12 protein-coding genes are annotated in these 18,438 nt (G+C 38.5%); all 12 read left to right on the forward strand.

What is annotated here, in order from left to right; all coding sequences use genetic code 11:
* Positions 1 to 46 precede the first annotated feature (46 nt).
* The 12 genes from H560_RS0112910 to H560_RS0112965 all read left to right on the forward strand — a co-directional run bounded on the left by H560_RS0112910 (position 47) and on the right by H560_RS0112965 (position 18,432).
* Positions 47 to 412: a hypothetical protein gene (locus H560_RS0112910; RefSeq protein ID WP_027380430.1), complete on the forward strand. Its 366-nt coding sequence runs from the start codon at positions 47 to 49 to the stop codon at positions 410 to 412.
* 92 nt (positions 413 to 504) lie between these two features.
* Positions 505 to 1,740, forward strand: a complete 1,236-nt coding sequence (locus H560_RS0112915; protein ID WP_034752844.1) for an MFS transporter — start codon at positions 505 to 507, stop codon at positions 1,738 to 1,740.
* 91 nt (positions 1,741 to 1,831) lie between these two features.
* A complete protein-coding gene (locus H560_RS0112920) occupies positions 1,832 to 3,910 on the forward strand; it encodes a T9SS type B sorting domain-containing protein (protein ID WP_027380432.1) in 2,079 nt (692 codons plus the stop codon).
* A gap of 87 nt (positions 3,911 to 3,997) precedes the next feature.
* Positions 3,998 to 6,070 (forward strand): T9SS type B sorting domain-containing protein, encoded by a 2,073-nt coding sequence (locus H560_RS0112925; protein ID WP_027380433.1) that lies wholly within the window; start codon positions 3,998 to 4,000, stop codon positions 6,068 to 6,070.
* 168 nt (positions 6,071 to 6,238) lie between these two features.
* Positions 6,239 to 7,831 carry a replicative DNA helicase gene (gene dnaB, locus H560_RS0112930; RefSeq protein ID WP_027380434.1) on the forward strand — a complete coding sequence of 531 codons (1,593 nt, stop codon included), beginning with the start codon at positions 6,239 to 6,241 and terminating at the stop codon, positions 7,829 to 7,831.
* Between the two features lie 174 nt (positions 7,832 to 8,005).
* Complete coding sequence (rnhA, locus tag H560_RS0112935; RefSeq protein ID WP_027380435.1) at positions 8,006 to 8,482, forward strand: ribonuclease HI; 477 nt, start codon at positions 8,006 to 8,008, stop codon at positions 8,480 to 8,482.
* Positions 8,483 to 8,646: 164 nt separating this feature from the next.
* The gene (locus H560_RS22425; RefSeq protein ID WP_051289328.1) at positions 8,647 to 10,896 is read left to right on the forward strand and encodes a T9SS type B sorting domain-containing protein; all 2,250 of its coding nucleotides are present in this window, start codon (positions 8,647 to 8,649) and stop codon (positions 10,894 to 10,896) included.
* Positions 10,897 to 11,189: 293 nt separating this feature from the next.
* Positions 11,190 to 13,178: a T9SS type B sorting domain-containing protein gene (locus H560_RS22430; RefSeq protein ID WP_081413976.1), complete on the forward strand. Its 1,989-nt coding sequence runs from the start codon at positions 11,190 to 11,192 to the stop codon at positions 13,176 to 13,178.
* Between the two features lie 255 nt (positions 13,179 to 13,433).
* Positions 13,434 to 15,428: a T9SS type B sorting domain-containing protein gene (locus H560_RS22435; RefSeq protein WP_027380436.1), complete on the forward strand. Its 1,995-nt coding sequence runs from the start codon at positions 13,434 to 13,436 to the stop codon at positions 15,426 to 15,428.
* Positions 15,429 to 15,554: 126 nt separating this feature from the next.
* Positions 15,555 to 16,181, forward strand: a complete 627-nt coding sequence (locus tag H560_RS0112955; protein ID WP_027380437.1) for an NAD(P)H-dependent oxidoreductase — start codon at positions 15,555 to 15,557, stop codon at positions 16,179 to 16,181.
* A gap of 33 nt (positions 16,182 to 16,214) precedes the next feature.
* A complete protein-coding gene (nadB, locus tag H560_RS0112960) occupies positions 16,215 to 17,786 on the forward strand; it encodes an L-aspartate oxidase (RefSeq protein WP_027380438.1) in 1,572 nt (523 codons plus the stop codon).
* A gap of 13 nt (positions 17,787 to 17,799) precedes the next feature.
* Positions 17,800 to 18,432, forward strand: coding sequence for a hypothetical protein (locus H560_RS0112965; protein WP_027380439.1), 633 nt, complete (start codon positions 17,800 to 17,802; stop codon positions 18,430 to 18,432).
* The last annotated feature ends 6 nt before the right edge of the window (positions 18,433 to 18,438 follow it).

Raw genomic sequence — 18,438 nt, forward strand, 5'->3', positions numbered from 1 at the left:
CGTATATTCGAAAAAAATTATAAATTTGGAAAACTAAAAAATAATAATGAAAGCATCTGTACTTTTAAAATCATCTTTACTGACGTCGTTATTTGTAATTTCATCTTGTGCAACTACAAAATATTCAGAAGACATTTCGAAAAATGATTATTCTAATTTACAAGCCGGAAGAATGTATGTTGTTACAATGAAAGACGGTTCCAAAAACCAAAGAATGCTATTCCGTAACGTAGATGGCGATAATTTGATAGGAACAGCCGGAAAAAAAGACAGTACAGCGGTAGTTATTCCAAAAGCAAACGTAGCTGCGGTAAGAGACAGCAGAAAAGCCAGAACTACGGCAGGAGCTGTGGTAATAGGCGCTGCAGGGGTTGCGGCATTGGTGATCAGTGCTTCCAGGGCAGATAACTAATAGATATTATCTTTTAGACCTCATTTAATTTATCATTAAAAAAAATCATGATATAATAGCTTCAAATGAATATTTGAGGCTATTTTTGTCTGATGATATCCTTTACTCCGTTACAGACATTACAAAATGTTGAATTCAGGAATCTTCTTACAGGGAGATTTTTTATTGTTTTAGCTTTCAGGATGCTCGCTACTTTATTGGGATGGTGGGTGTATCAATTAACAAAAGATCCATTCTCAATTGGCCTTATCGGGCTTTCGGAAGTAATTCCGGCGGTGAGTTGCGCCCTTTACGCGGGACATGTAATCGATATGAACGAAAAGAAAAGATTATTATTAATATGTAATTATGCTTATATATTTTTAATAGGATTATTGCTGATTCCTGCATTTTTTAACGTTGAACTGCATTTTTCGGGGCATGAAATTACCTATTTTATCTACGGAGTTATATTTTTTACGGGTATTGCAAGAGCTTTTATCGGGCCTATCGTTCCATCCATGATTCCTAAGATTGTAAAGAAAGAAAACCTTCCAAATGCCGTTACTCTCAACCAAGCAACCTTCTTAATATCATCCGTTTGCGGTCATGCTGCCGGCGGATTCCTGATCGGTTTTTTTGGTGTAAAATGGACATTAATTGTTATCATTTCATTAATATTTTTAGCTTCATTATTCTTTTTTCAGTTAAAAAAACAATATTCTAAATACAAAAAAGAAAATATTAACGTTATAGACAGTATGCGTGAAGGGATTTCTTATATTTTTAAAACTAAAGAAATTCTGGGAGCGCTGTGTTTGGATATGTTTGCGGTTCTTTTCGGAGGTGCTGTTGCCATGATTCCGGTGTACGCCACAGATATTCTGAAGGTGGGCGCAGAAGGTTTCGGGCTGTTGAATGCGGCATCGGATATAGGGTCAATGTGTATCATTACTCTTCTATCCATTATTCCGCTAAGAAAAAACCAAGGCAAGATTTTACTTGCTGTGGTTACAGGATTTGGACTTTGTATTATAGGTTTCGGGTTGTCGCACTTATACTGGCTTTCATTCATGTTCCTTGTTTTAAGCGGGATGCTGGATGGAATTTCAGTGGTCATCAGAGGAACAATTGTTCAGCTGAAAACCCCGGACAACATCAGAGGACGGGTGTTAAGCGTAAATTCCATCTTCATTATGTCCAGTAATGAAATGGGGCAATTTGAGAGCGGACTGATGGCAAAACTGCTTGGGGTTGTACGATCTGTAGTGTTTGGAGGAACCATGACGGTACTCATTGCTATTATTGTAGGAACCACCAATCATAAATTAAGAAAAATGCAATATTAGAAAGTATAACTATATATTTATTAAATTAATCTTAAAAACTTTAAATTAAGATTAATAATTTTTTATATTTGTATATAAAAATCTCCCCTACATGAAAAAAACTTTACTCATTTTTTTGAGCTTGATTGCTCAGATATTTTACGCGCAGTCGGACTGTACTTCGGCTCTTGCTGTATGCGGGAATTCTAACATTTCTTATACCCCCAGCGGGTTTGGAAATGTCCAGGAAAGCCCGTTAGGCAACGGATGTCTTTCTATTGAACACTTTTCTGTATGGTATACATTTACCGTATCTACAAGTGGAACACTTACATTTTTGATCACTCCAAACGCACAGGCAGATTATGACTGGGCTGTTTTCGGGCCTAATAAACCTTGCGGAAGCCTTGGAGCTCCTTTAAGATGTTCTTATGCATCTACAGCAAGTGGTATATTAACAGGTCTTAATATGACTGCAACAGACCTTAGTGAAGGAGCAGGCGGTGACGGCTTTGTAAGATATCTTGATGTAGTTGCAGGTGAAACTTATTATTTAATTGTAGATAATTTCTCAGCAAATGCAAACGGCTTCGTTCTTAGCTGGGGCGGGACTGCTACTTTGTCCTCTCCTTTTACTTCAGCGATTCAGCCGAATCCATTTGTACCGCCGGGCGTTCCTAACGCAAATCCTGGAGGACCGAATGAGGTAATTATATGCTCCGATCCTGCTACTTTCGATTTCCCAACGTTATCTGCAGGAATCATCAACGGAAATCCAAATTTCCAAGTGAGCTACCACACAAGTTCTAATGACGCACTTACGGGAAATAACCCGATTACATCTCCATTAGTAGTAAACACAACAACGGTATATTACTACAGTATAAGCTATGTAGATCCTACAAACCCGAACAGCCCGATAAGCAAATGTAAACAAACCGGAACATTCAAATTCAAGCAGGGTAATATCACGGCACAGGACGTAACATTATCAGCTTGTAATAATAATAATGAAGGAACAGGACTATACGACCTTACATCAGCGAATGTTCTGCCGTCTGACCCTACCGCCATTAAAAAGTATTACCCTACAATGGCTGACCTTTTGGCTGGAACAAACGAAATTACGAACCCGGCAAACTTCATTTCATCCACAGGTACTGTATACGTAAATGTAACCACCCTTCAGGGATGTTCTGATACTGCTCAGATCACATTGAACTTTAATCCTGTAGTGGTAGTAACAGAAGCTACATTGAGATCTTGTTTCATCGAAACTAATCCTTCGACAGCTTTATTTAATCTTACTACTGCAGCAGTGACTACACAATCCGGTGTTACTAAAACATATTATCCGTCTCTTACAGATGCGGTGGCCGGTACGAATGAAATTTTAAATCCTACCGCATACATTTCTCCAAACGGAGTGGTTTTCATTAAAGTAACTAATGCAAACGGATGTTACGGAGTAGCGAAAGTAACTTTGATTGTACTTCCCCCTGTATATTCTAATGTATTGGAAGACAAGATTATCTGTATAGAAGATACCACAACGCTGGATGCAGGCCCAGGCTTTACAGCTTATTTATGGAGTACGGGTGCTACTACACAGACTGTAAATAATATAACTGTCGGCACCTACTGGGTAGATCTTACTACAGGACAGTGCGTTACAAGACAGACTGTAAAAGTTTATCCTTCTGAGCAGCCTGTTATTTCAAGTGTTGATATTGCTAACAATACCATTACTGTAAGTGCTGTAGGAGGAACTGCTCCATACAAATATTCAATGGATGGTATCAACTGGCAGGATTCTAACGTGTTTACAAACGTTCCGAGAGGTGATAATATGATTTATTTAAAAGACGCTTATGATTGTGATCCTATTACTATCACGGTAGTGGTTCCTAATCTTGTAAATGTTATCACACCAAACGGAGACGGAGTAAATGATATTATCGACTACTCAGCTTTAGCAGGAAAACAAAACCTTGTATTAAGCATTTACGACAGATATGGCGTAAAAGTGGGCCAGGCAGATAAATTATCAGGATTCAAATGGGACGGAACCACAGGTGGTAAAAAAGTACCTACGGGAACTTACTGGTATTCTGTAACATGGAATGAGAATGATAAGAAAAACACACCATTCAAGTTCTCAGGATGGGTGATGGTGAAAAACAGAGAATAATCTAAAGATATTTAAAGAGAAAAACCGCTTTTTCAAGCGGTTTTTTTCACATTATAAAATTAAACATTGTATAAAAATCATTCACTAATGAAGAAGTTATTACTGCTTTTCGTATTATTTTTAACACAAATGACTTTTGCACAATCAGATTGCGTTTCGGCCATTCCGGTTTGCGGTAACTCTGATATTTCCTATAACCCCAGCAGCAACGGAACCATCCCGGAACAGACCCAAAACAGCTGTCTGGATGTAGAGCATTACTCCGTATGGTATGTATTTACTGCAGCCACTACAGGGACAATTGAGTTTACCATAACTCCTAATACAGTTCCCAACGTTATCCATTATGATTATGATTTTGCAGTTTATGGGCCCAATATCAACTGTGCTACATGGGATTTCGGTAATGCCGTAAGCTGTAATTTCTCCGGGCTGAACGGCGAGACTGGATTAAGCTCCACAGAAACAGGAGACCAATGGGAACCCCCTTTAAATGTAGTCGCGGGAGAAACGTATTATCTTCTTATTGACAACTATATTCCGAATAACCCTTATGGTTTCTCTTTAACATGGGGAGGAACGGCCAGCTTATCTTCCGCATTTACGGATCCTACATTAGCCCCAAACCCTTTTTTACCACCGGGAGACCCGAATCCGGCAGGCGGACCTAATGAAGTTGCCACATGTCCTCTTCCTTCTCTGTTTAATTTCAATACATTATCAGCAGGAATTCTAAACGGTAATCCAAACTTCATCATCAGCTATCATACCACCCCTAACGATGCCTTGTTCGGGACAAGTCCTATTACGGCACCTATTATGGTAAATGGTACAGATACTTATTACTACAGTATGCATTATCAGGACCCGGCTGATCCAAACAATCCATTAAATGCTTGTAGGCAGACCGGTTCTTTTAAATTTAAATTAGGAGCAATTACCCCTCAGAATGTAACTCTTCTCGCATGTAATAACAACGGAGCAGGAACAGCAACATTTAACCTGAATGCAGCGGCAGTATATCCTACAGATACTTCGGCTAATAAAAAATTCTATCTTACGCTTAACGACCTTAATAACAATGTAAACGAAATTCAGAATCCATTTAACTATGTTTCAGCTCCGAAAACAGTATATGTAAAGGTCACCACAGCAGGACAGTGTACGGGACACTCCCAGATCAGCCTTCAGTTCCATCCGGTGGCAGAGGCTCATGATGCAAGTATAGAGTCTTGCTTCATTGCTTCGAATATCACAACAGCTTCGTTTGATTTAACGCTTGCTGATGTAACTTCGCAAAACGGTGTTACTAAGAAATTCTTTAAAACTCAGGCAGACGCCATTTCAGGAAATAATCCGATTCAGCAGCCAGATGCTTATATTGCGACCAGCGGCGTGGTTTATGTGAGAGTGATCACAGAAAATGACTGTTATGCTATTTCAAAAATAACATTAAAAGTTTTGCCTCCTGTAAAATCAAATGTTCTCGCAGACAAAACAATTTGTATAGAAGATAAAACAACACTAGATGCCGGCCCTGGATTTGATGGCTACGAATGGAGCACCGGAGCAACCACTCAGTCTATCTCAAACGTAGGAGTAGGTGCTTATTGGGTTAAATTAAAAACCGGAGAATGCTGGACACTACAAGCAGTTAACGTGTATCCTTCTCAACAGCCCGTAATTGCAAGCATTGATATTACAAATGATTCCTTCACTGTAAACGTAAAAGGCGGAAAAGCACCTTACCAATATTCCATTGACGGAGTAAACTGGCAGGATTCAAACATATTCACAGGGCTTCCTAGAGGTGAAAACAAAGTATATGTAAAAGATTCTTTTGACTGTAACCCTATTGAAGTGCAGGTAACCGTACCAAACCTTCTGAACGCTATCACCCCGAACGGAGACAACAAAAATGACTTCATAGATTATTCGGCGCTGGCTTATAAGAAAAATCTTGTCTTCACAGTGTATGACAGATACGGAAACATGCTGTACAAAGCAGACAAAATCAGAAATTATACCTGGGACGGAACCTCAAGCGGTAAGAAAATCATTACCGGAACTTACTGGTACACCATCTCATGGAATGAAAATGATAAAAACAATACCGAAACCAAATACAGCGGATGGGTATTGGTAAAGAATATTGAATAAATTAAAACCCTTTACTATCAGACACTTAAATCACCTCAGTTTTGGGGTGATTTTTTTATGCACAACAACACCAGCATGCTTCAATACTGGTTTAAATGAAAATCAAACTCATAAAATGTTGGTTACTATTTTTCATTTGCTTTTCAAAAAAACTATCTTTGCAGAACTATGGCGCAGAAAGAAACATTATCTTCTTTGACGAACGGAAACTTTGCGAAAGAGCTCTCAATTGCAGACGGGAAAATGCCTCCCAATGCAGTAGATTTTGAAAGGTTGGTGATCGGTACTTTTTTAATTGATAAAAAAGGACTGGACCACTCTATTGACCTGCTTACACCTGAGGTTTTCTATGATCCGAGACATCAGGTAATTTTTTCTACCATTCTGAAATTGTATGAAAGCAACCATCCGGTTGATTTAATGACCATCATACAGGATTTAAAAAGAGAAGAAAAGCTCAGCCAGGCCGGTGGAGACAGCTACATCATAGACCTTACGATGGGAGTAAGCTCATCTGCCCACATTGAATATCACGTTCGTGTCATTCTTGAAAAATATATTTTAAGAAGTTTGATTAACGTTTCTGCAAACGTAATTGATGCTTCATATAAAGAATCCACAGACGTTTTTGAGCTTTTAGACAAAGCCGAACAATCATTTTTTGAAATCACCAACGGAACCATTAAAAAAGGTTTTGATACCGCCAATTCATTGGTAAAACAGGCTATTGACACTATAAAATCCCTCAAAGACAAGCAGGGACTTTCCGGAGTACCTTCGGGATTCCGAGATGTGGATAAAGAAACAGGAGGCTGGCAAAATTCCGACCTTATTATTATCGCGGCACGTCCGGCGATGGGTAAAACAGCATTTCTTCTTTCCATGGCGAGAAATATTGCAGTGGGACATAAAATCCCGATGGCATTATTCTCTCTTGAGATGGCATCCGTACAGCTTATTACCAGGATGATTGCCTCAGAAACAAGAATTTCTTCAGAAAAATTAAGAAAAGGAACCCTTGACGATGAAGAATGGCAAAGACTGTTCTCCAACGTTTCCGAACTGGAGAACGCCCCTTTATACATAGACGAAACCCCTTCCCTTTCCATTTTCGACTTCCGTGCAAAATGCCGCCGTCTTGTAATGCAGCATGGCGTACGTCTTATCATGGTCGATTATCTTCAGCTGATGACAGCCGGAGGAGGCGGAAAAGGCGTTGGAAACCGTGAACAGGAAATCTCCATGATTTCACGTTCCTTAAAAGCGATTGCAAAAGAACTCAACGTTCCTGTAATTGCACTTTCCCAGCTTTCCAGAAGTGTGGAGACACGTCCCGGAAAAAGACCTCAGCTTTCGGATTTGAGGGAATCGGGAGCGATTGAGCAGGATGCGGATATCGTATCATTCATTTTCCGTCCGGAATATTATAAAATTACCGTTTGGGATAATGATGAGGAGGGACAGGAAACTTCAACCGAAAACCAGGCAGAATTAATTATTGCAAAGCACAGAAATGGTGCAACGGCCGATGTCCGTTTGTCTTTCTTAAAGCATTTTGCAAAATTCGGGGATATTGAGGCGGCCTTTGATGGCGGTGCTGGAGGCGGATATCCTTCAAACTCCGGATCTCCTGAACCAAGTGGTTTCGATAAAATTAAAACTACCATCCAGCCGGGCGCAGCTTTTGATCTTCCGGACAGCTCAAAACTTTCAGGGTCTTCCATGAACGATTTTGATGATGAGGATGATTTTCCTTTTTAAATTAATTTAAATAAAAAATGTTTTTAAATCCTTCGACTTCGCTCAGGATGACATTTCTAATACTTACCGTTATTTTTACAGCACTGTCATCCTGAGCGCGAAGCAGTCGAAGGATTCCGGCTTAAAAAAGATAGAATTCTTTCATTTTTAAAATAATTTCAATTAAATAAAAACTTGAGAATAGAAATATACACCGACGGAGCTTGCAGCGGAAATCCCGGAAAAGGCGGATATGGGATTCTCATGCGTGTTCCCGAAAAAAACTATCAGAAAACATTTTCAAAAGGCTTCCGGAAAACCACCAACAACAGAATGGAGCTTCTGGCGGTAATCACTGCTCTGGAAAAATTAAAATCTACGGAAAACGACATTCATATTTATACCGACAGCAAATATGTAGCAGACGCCATTAACCAAAACTGGCTTGCAGGATGGATCAAAAGAGGCTGGAAAAATGTAAAAAACCCAGATTTGTGGCAAAGATTTGCCATTTTATACAATCTTCATCACCCGAAAATGCATTGGATAAAGGGCCATGCAGGGCATTTTGAGAATGAACTTTGTGACAGGCTTGCCGTAGCAGCCGCCGCATCAAATTCTTTGGAAGTTGATACATTTTTCGAAAATATAGAAAATAATTCTCTGTTTTAATTTATTTACAAATTAAAATTTAATTAAAATTTTTCATCATTTCGCTTTTTAAGTAATCATTTATTACCAAATAACCATCAATTTCCGCAAGTTTAACATTAAATACACATTTATTGGTTGGGATTTAATATCTTTACGCGTCTAATTTTAAAGTGTCCCGATAAATGAATAAAAAACTACTTGCTTGCTTAACCATATTTTTGTTTTGCTTTTTTGCAAATGTTTCTGCTCAAACGTATCAGCTAACAGGAAATCCTGTGAATACAACCGGGTGGACGATGGTTTCTCCTACAGTGGTAAATACTGATTTTGTACAGCTCACACCGGACCTTAATACCCAGTCCGGATCCATCAGGCTGGATGATCCTATCAACCTGAAATATTGTAACAAGTGGAGGGTGGAGTTTGATTTCAGAATGGATTCTAACCAAACTGCAAATGGAGACGGTATCGCATTCTGGTACCTTGCAAACCCGCCGGTAGCAAGTGTTTTGGGTTCCGGTCTTGGAGTTTCACAGAATGCAGTAGGATTTATTGTAGGATTTGATACTTACAACAACACTACTACGGCCGTAATGAGTAAGGTACATGTTGCCTACGGACAAGTACAAAACACTAGTGATACCAATAACGTGGAGTTCTTCAATACTCCCGGGAGCTCATTCCATTCACCGGATATGAATACTACATTACCTTTTCAGGGTGCCACCTATAAGCATGTAGAAGTAACATCAGAAGTAGATCCGGCAGCTCCGGCTAACTGGATTGTAAAAATAACAATAGACGGGAATGTGATTTGCAATCAGTCTTTTGCTCCTTCAGGAACGGCAGCTGCTATGACTGTGGGATATTTTGGATTTTCGGCTTCCACGGGAGGTAACAGATCCAGACACTCTATTAAAAACGTAAAAATTTATACTGACAAGGTTGCCATCAACCAGCAGACAGTGACGGATACTTTCTGTCCAAATCCTTCAACTGGGCAGGGAACAGTGAACCTTACTTCCTATCAGAACCAATTTGTGACAAACCCGGCTAACTACACCTTTTCATACAGTGTGGCAGGAACTCCGATTACAAACCCGACAGCTTACCAGTTCGGAGCCAATACAACGGTTTCTGTTTTAATTAAAGATAACGCGGGGATACTTTGTGACAATCCGGATGGAAAAATACAGTTAAATCTTTCTCCGTTTACAGCGACTCCTGCAACGCTTGAGGCATGTAACAATAATAATGCGGGAACTGCTACTTTCAATCTTACTTTAGCCAATGTAAATGAACCGGCGGGATCTACTAAAAAATACTACAAAACATTAGCAGACCTTAATGCCGGAACCAATGAAATATTGAACCCAACCGCTTATGTTTCTGCAGCAGGAACAGTATATGTAAAGGTAACAACTCCTCTTGGATGTGTGGAATCTGCGCCAATTACCCTGGCTTTCTTCCCGCCGATTGTATCAAATGATGCTTTAATAGAATCTTGTTTCATTGGCAGCGCTCCAAATACAGCTTCTTTTGACCTTACGCAAGCCAATATCACTTCAGCACCGAATGTGACTAAGAAATATTTTAAAACGCAGGCTGATGCATTAGCCGGGACCAATGAAATTTTAAATCCAGCAGCATATATTTCCACAACCTCAACAGTTTATGTAAAAATTACCAACGTTGCCGGCTGTTATATCATTGTAAAAATAAGCCTGAAAGTATTGGAACCGGTATATTCTACTGTATTAAAGGATAAAATTATATGTATTGATTCAAGAACCACTCTTGATGCAGGCCCGGGATTTGACAGCTATTTGTGGAGCACAGGCGACACCACACAATCCATTGCAGGTGTAACACCTGGCCAGTATTGGGTGCAGTTGAAAACCGGAAAATGTACGGCATTACAGCTGGTAAAAGTAAGCCCGGCACCACAGCCGGTAATTTCCAGCATTGATATTACCAATAATACCATTACAGTAAACGTAAACGGTGGGAAAGCGCCATATCAATATTCTTTGGATGGTGTTAACTGGCAGGATTCTAATATATTCACAGGACTTCAAAGAGGTGAAGTGGTAGTGTATGTGAAAGATTCCTACAATTGTGAACCTATTCACGTACAGATCACAGTACCGAATCTTATCAACGCTATTACTCCGAATGGAGATAATATGAATGATGTGATAGATTACACCGCCTTAGCTTACAAGAAAAACCTTGTCTTCACGATCTACGACAGATACGGGAATAAATTATATGAAGCTGATAAATTAAGAAACTACAAGTGGGATGGCACTGCCGGAAATAAAAAAGTGGTAACAGGCACATACTGGTACACCATCACATGGAATGAAAATGATAAAAACAATACGCAAACCGTTTACACAGGCTGGGTATTGGTAAAAAACAGAGAATAAAGTTATAACCCGCTTCAACTAAGAAGCGGGTTTTTCATTAATAATATTCCGCTTTAAAAAAGCTTAAACGGAGCATCATAAAGTCATCTCATCATTGAGGTGATTTTTTTTGAAAAAACAAATATGCTGTTAACAGGCTATTAATTAATTTTTTAAACGCAATTGATTACTTTCCAATTTATATTTTAATTAAATACAAATATTAACATAAAAACACATCAAACAGTGATATATATTCAATAAATCACCATATAAATAATTATATTTGCGATCATAAAACAACACACTTTCAAATGATGAGAAGATATTACTTTTTATTCTTACCTTTTTTGCTACTTATTCCCAAGCAACTGTTATCACAGACTTATCAGCTTACAGGAAATCCTATTAATACTACAGGATGGACTATGGTTTCTGCAACCGCCCCCAGCGATTATATTTTACTTACAGAAAATATCGGAAACAAATCCGGCTCAATACGGCTTGACGAACCAATTAACCTGAAATACTGTGATAAATGGAGGGTAGAATTTGACTTTAAAATGGAAACTCCAAGTGGTGCAGCAGCAGATGGAATTGCTTTTTGGTACCTTGCCAATCCGCCCACTTCAAGCGTTTTGGGAGCTGGACTTGGAATCTCTAAGAATGCGGTTGGCTTTATGGTAGGTTTTGATAATTACAACAATACCAACCCTTCCGACGGGTATATGAACAAAGTACATGTTGCTTATGGTGAGGTAGCTAATACTACTGATAATAATAATATAGAATTTTATAATGTCCCGGGAAGTTCATTCCACTCCCCTAATTATTATCCTACTCATACATTTTTAGGATCAACCTATAAACACGTTATTGTAGACGGAAAGATTGATCCCTCAAATCCAGATGCATGGTTTGTTACCATAAGTATTGATGGGATGCTGGTTGTAGATCAGTCTTTTGCTCCTGATGGTGCTGCTGCCACAATGACTCAGGGATACTTTGGGTTTTCTGCCTCTACGGGTACTATGCGGGCGGCACAATCTATTAAAAATGTAAAAGTCTTTGTAGATAAAATCCCATTACTTCAGACATCTATTACGAAAAGTCTTTGCCCTGATCTGGAAGGAAAAGCCACTATTGATCTTACAGCATTAAATTCTCAATTTACCACCACACCCAATAGTTATAATTTTACTTATTATATTACAGGAAGCAGCACTCCCATTGCCAATCCTAGCAATTTCCAATACAGCACAGAAACTAATATCTCTATAGTCATCAAAGATCCTACTTCTGTGCTATGTGACAATAACGATGCAAGCATCACTTTAAAAATTTTGCCAACACCAGAAGTATATGATGCAACACTGAGATCCTGTTTTATCGAATCAAAACCCTCAACAGGGCTTTTCAACCTTACCACTGCTGCTGTAACAAACACTCCGGGCGTGACTAAAAAATATTACCCATCATTAGCCGACGCAGAAAACGGGACAAATGAAATTCTGAATCCTACAGCGTATATATCTACCAGCACGTCTATCTACATCAAGGTTTTTACCGGTGAGTGCTATAGAATTGCTAAAGTAAATTTAATAGTAACTGCCCCTGTTTATTCAAATACTTTAAAAGATAAAACTATATGTATTGAAGATAAAACCATTTTAGATGCAGGGCCAGGCTTCACCAGCTATGAATGGAGTACCGGAGAAAACACCCAAACCATTACGGCAGGAGTAGGAACCTATTGGGTAAAGCTAAAATCAGGAGAATGTCTTGTTTCACAAAACGTAAAGGTTTTCGCTACTGAGCAGCCTGTTATTTCAAATATTGACATCTCTAATTCTACTGTAACAGTTTATGCAATCGGGGGCACTCCTCCTTATAAATATTCCATGGATGGTATTGTCTGGCAGGATTCTAATGAATTTAAAAATGTAGCAAGAGGTGACGCAAAAATATATGTAAAAGACGCTTATGACTGCGACCCGATGATTGTGAATATTGTGGTTCCGAATCTCGTAAATGTTATCACGCCAAACGGAGACGGAATGAATGACGGTATAGATTTTTCTGCTCTGGCAGGAAAGCAAAACCTTGTTTTCAATATATTTGACAGGTATGGTGCAAAAATTTATTCGGCTGACAAGTCTAATAAATATAAATGGGATGGTACAATAGGCGGCAGGAAAGTTCCTACCGGAAACTATTGGTACTCTATTTCATGGAATGAAAACGACAAAAAAAACACTTCTGTAAAATATTCCGGCTGGATTCTTGTAAAAAACAGAGAATAAGCATTTTATAATAAATTCACATATCAAAAAAAACACTTCAGAATATTCTGGAGTGATTTTTTTAATTAAAATAAATAAGAATTATTTCAACTCATATTAAACATACCCTTAAAAAAATACCACACCTTTAAATAATCAATTTCATTTTTAAAATTTGATTATAGAATTAATACTAAATTATCGAAAGCATCGTATTATAATCAACTGGAATTGATTATATTTACAAAATAAAAAAACTAGTAAAAATAATATCATATGGAAAAAAAACTACCCCTTTTATTTTTCATCCTTTCTCTCATTTTTTCCCAGCAGTTTTATTCTCAAACTTATCAGCTGACAGGGAATCCCGTTAACACAGCAGGGTGGACAATGGTTGCTCCCACCACAGTAAGCACGGACTTTGTACAGCTTACTCCGGACACCAATAACCAATCCGGATCTATCAGGGTAAACACCCCTATCAACTTAAAATACTGTGATAAATGGAGAGTGGAATTTGATTTCAGAATGGACTCTAACCAGACCGCCAATGGTGACGGAATCGCGTTTTGGTATCTGCAAAACCCGCCTGTTGCCAGCGTATTAGGTTCCGGTCTTGGAGTTTCCCAAAATGCAGTAGGCTTAGTCGTAGGTTTTGACACGTACAACAACACTACAACAGCAGTAATGAGCAAAGTACACGTTGGGTATGGCCAAATTGCCAATACAACAGACCAGAACAATGTAGAATACTTCAATATCCCCGGAAGCTCTTTTCATTCACCGGATATGAATACTACGCTGCCTTTTCAGGGCACAAACTACAAACATGTGGAAGTAACTGCACAAGTAGATCCTGCAGCTCCGGCCAACTGGATCATAAAAATTACAATTAATGGTAACGTGATCTGTAATCAGTCGTTTGCACCATCAGGCACTGCTGCCGGGATGACTGTAGGTTATTTCGGGTTTTCAGCTTCTACGGGTGGAAACAGATCGAGACATTCCATTAAAAACGTGAAGGTTTTTGTAGATAAAGTTCCATTATTAACTTCTGCAATCAGTAAGGACATCTGCCCGGATTTAACAGGAATGGCAACAGTAGATTTAACTTCATTTAATTCCCAGCTTACCGCAACCCCAAGTAATTACAATTTTACCTATTATATTACAGGAAACGGAACGCCTATTGCCAACCCTACGAATTTCCAATACAATACAAACACCAGCATTTCTGTAGTTATTAAAGATCCTGCACAGGTTTTATGTGATAACAATGATGCAACAATAACTTTAAAAGTAGCTCCGAAGGTTACCACAACTTCAGCAACGTTACGTTCATGCTTTATTGAAACAAAGCCGTCTACAGCATTGTTCAATCTTACAACAGCTGCAGTAATTGGCAGTTCTACAGGTATTACAAAAGAATATTATCCTTCATTAACGGATGCCCAGAATCAAACCAATCCTATTGTAGATCCCGTGAATTATGTAGCTCCTACAGGAGTGGTGTACATCAGGGTAACCAACAGCTTTGGATGTTTTGACATTGCAAAAGTGACCCTTGAAGTACTTCCGCCGGTATTCTCGAATGTTCTTGAAGATAAAATCATCTGTATTGAAGACAGAACCACATTAGATGCCGGTCCAGGGTTTACTGCCTACGAATGGAGCACAGGTGCTACCACACAATCAGTAAACAATATAGGAGTTGGAACATACTGGGTAAGATTAACTACAGGCCAGTGTATTGCTACACAAACCGTAAAAGTATATCCTGCAGAGCAGCCTGTGATATCAAGCGTTGATATTTCCGGTTCTACCGTAACCGTATATGCAAGCGGAGGAACAGCACCTTATAAATATTCTATGGACGGGATCAACTGGCAGGATTCTAACGAGTTTAAAAACGTAGCCAGAGGCGATGCCAAGATTTATCTGAAAGATGCTTACGACTGCGAACCAATAGATATTACCATCGTAGTACCGAATATCATCAATGTGATCACCCCGAACGGAGACGGAATTAATGACGGTATTGATTATTCAGCGTTGGCAGGAAAACAGAATCTCGTATTCAATGTATTCGACAGATACGGAGCGCAGCTTCACAGAGCAGACAAATCGAATAAATACAGATGGGACGGAACAGTGGCAGGAAGAAAAGTTCCTACGGGAAGCTACTGGTACTCGGTTTCATGGAATGAAAATGACAAGAAAAATACACCAATCAAATATTCAGGCTGGGTTCTTGTAAAAAACAGAGATTAATCACAATTATTTTTATTATAATTAAGATCACTTCAAAACCGGAGTGATCTTTTTTTAACCAAAATTTATAAACAGATATTTGTTTTTAAACTAAATTAATTCACGTTCAATTCTTAAATTTGTCTTATGAATTATTTAGAGGCTTTAAGCAGAAGATATTCTGTTAAGAAATTTAACAATGAGATTATTCCTCAGCAAAAACTATTCAACATTCTTGAATCGGGGAAATTATCTGCAAGCTCTCTTGGTCTTCAGCCTTATAAAATTCTTGTGGTGGAAAGCCCGGAAATGAAAGAAAAGCTTATACCCGCATTTTATAATCCGTCCCAGATTTCCACCTGCTCTCATCTCATTGTCATTATTTCTAAAAAAACAGTAGATGAAAGCTATATCAACGGATATTTCAGGCATATTTCCGATGTAAGGGAAACTCCTCTCGAAAATCTGGAACTATTCAGAAACAGCATCAATCAACATATTAAGCAAAAAAATCAGGATGAAATTTTCAACTGGGCAGAAAAACAGTCTTATATCGTTTTGGCCAATTTAATGTACGCCGCAGCGATAGAAGATATAGACACCTGCCCGATGGAAGGCTTCCGCCATGAGGTCATTGAAGAAATTCTGAACATTAATCCTGAAGCTGAAAAAGTGACTGTAACCCTTGCTTTGGGCTACCGCTCAGAAGAAGATCACTTCCAGCACATGAAAAAAGTAAGAAAACCAAACGAAAAATTGTTTAAATTTATTTAATTATTTTAGACGATTGTACCTAAAGCCAGCATAATGATAAAAGCGGATGTATTAGTAATCGGTTCCGGGATTTCGGGACTTTCCTACGCCATTAAGGTTTCTGAACAGCTTCCTGATGCCAAAATAATCATCGTAACAAAATCTGACGAAGACGAAAGCAACACAAAATACGCCCAGGGCGGCCTTGCGGTAGTTACGGATTCCAAAAACGATAATTTTGATAAACATATAGAAGACACCATGCGCGCCGGAGACGGAAAAAACAAACGCGATGTTGTAGAAATGGTAGTAAAGGAAGCCCCGGAAAGATTCAGGGAAATTGTAGAATGGGGAGCAAATTTTGATATGAAAAACGGCGAATTTGCTTTAGGACGTGAAGGCGGACATACCGAAAACAGAATTGTGCACCACAAAGACATTACCGGTTTTGAGATTGAAAGAGCCCTTCTGGAAACCGCCAATAAAAGTGAAAACATAGAAATTCTTGATCATCATTACGTAATCGATATCATCACCCAGCACCATGTTCCCGGAAAAGAGCTGAATGAAGGCGACATCCATTGCTACGGAGCTTATATCCTGGATGAAAAAGGCAAGAAAATAAAAAAAATCACCTCAAAAATAACTTTGGTGGCTACGGGAGGAGCCGGCCACGTTTATAAAAACACCACCAACCCTACCATTGCTACCGGAGACGGAATTGCCTTTGTAGCAAGGGCAAAAGGGCAGGTTTCCAATATGCAGTATTACCAGTTTCACCCAACAGCTTTATACAGTAAAATGGATGGAATGCTGTTTTTGATTTCGGAAGCCGTGCGTGGAGACGGTGCTAAATTAAGAACAAAAAGAGGTGAAAAATTTATGCATAAATATGATGAACGTGAGGAACTTGCTTCCCGAGACATCGTAGCAAGAGCCATAGATGCAGAAATGAAAATCACCGGAGATGAATATGTAGGTCTCGATTGCCGGGATATGGATCACAAAAAGTTCCTGGAACATTTCCCTAATATCTATAAAAAATGCAAGGACGAAGGAATTGATCCTTTCACACAGCTGATTCCCGTGGTTCCGGCCTGTCATTATTTAATGGGCGGAATTGAAGTAGACAAAGACGGACAGTCTTCCATCAGGAATCTTTTTGCTGTGGGAGAATGCACGAATTCCGGACTTCACGGAGCGAATAGACTGGCTTCAAACTCATTACTGGAAGGCTTGGTTTTTGGCCATAACGCCGCCATGAAAACCGTTGATCTTCTGAATGAAAATAATTTTAATTTTGATGATTTAAAAGCCGTTCCGGAATGGGATGAAGAAGGCATGAAAATCATGGATGAAATGGTGATTATTTCATACTTAAGAAAACAGCTTCAGGAAATGATGAGCGACCTTGTAGGAATCGTAAGAAGCAACCGCCGTCTGAATATGGCATTACAAAAACATCAGGAAATTGCCGCTGCCGTGGATGAAATCTACCACTACTCCATTCTTTCGCCGCAATTATCAGAACTGAGGAACTTAACAACTGTCGCCCACCTCATCATTACCCAATCTATGGAAATGATGGAAAATAAAGGTGCATTTTATAATAAAGATTTAGCTTAGTTTTTATTAAACAATGAAAGCTTTTGATTTTAATATTCTGACTACAGTCAATATTTTATTCTATTCAAGAATAGCAATCTCACTGATCGGTGGTTTTGTATTATTACTTTTTTGGGAGCAAGAACAAAAGATTAATAGTATGTCAAATGGAATTATACTTATAGGGATATTATTTTTTGCGCTCCTTTGTGGATTGTTTGGAGTAACATTATTAAAAAGAATTATAATCCCCAGATCCAAATACCCTTTGGTTTTAAATCTTCTATGTAATATGAAAGGTTTAGGGAAACCAGATTACTATGGAAGTTTAAAATTTGATTTGAACAATATAATTAAAGATAATAAATTAAATTTAACTTTATTTTACATCAATAATAATCAATACCCGATTTTAAAATTTGATAATAATAAAATAACTTATTACACGCAAGAATACGACTGGGAAACTTTTAATTGGAATTATAAAGTCATTCCCCAAGGTAAGAACGGAAAAGAGATATTAGCGTTTGAGGCCATAAATCAAAATAACACAAAAATAAAAGACAATATAGAATTTGAAAAAATAAATGCAAGAGAGAATGAAATTCTGTTGCTGTTTATTATTCACGATCTGGTATTTGGAAAAAAAACTTCTTTTTACTACTAAACTAAA

Source organism: Chryseobacterium daeguense DSM 19388, from assembly GCF_000430825.1.
Classification (GTDB): Bacteria; Bacteroidota; Bacteroidia; order Flavobacteriales; family Weeksellaceae; genus Chryseobacterium; species Chryseobacterium daeguense.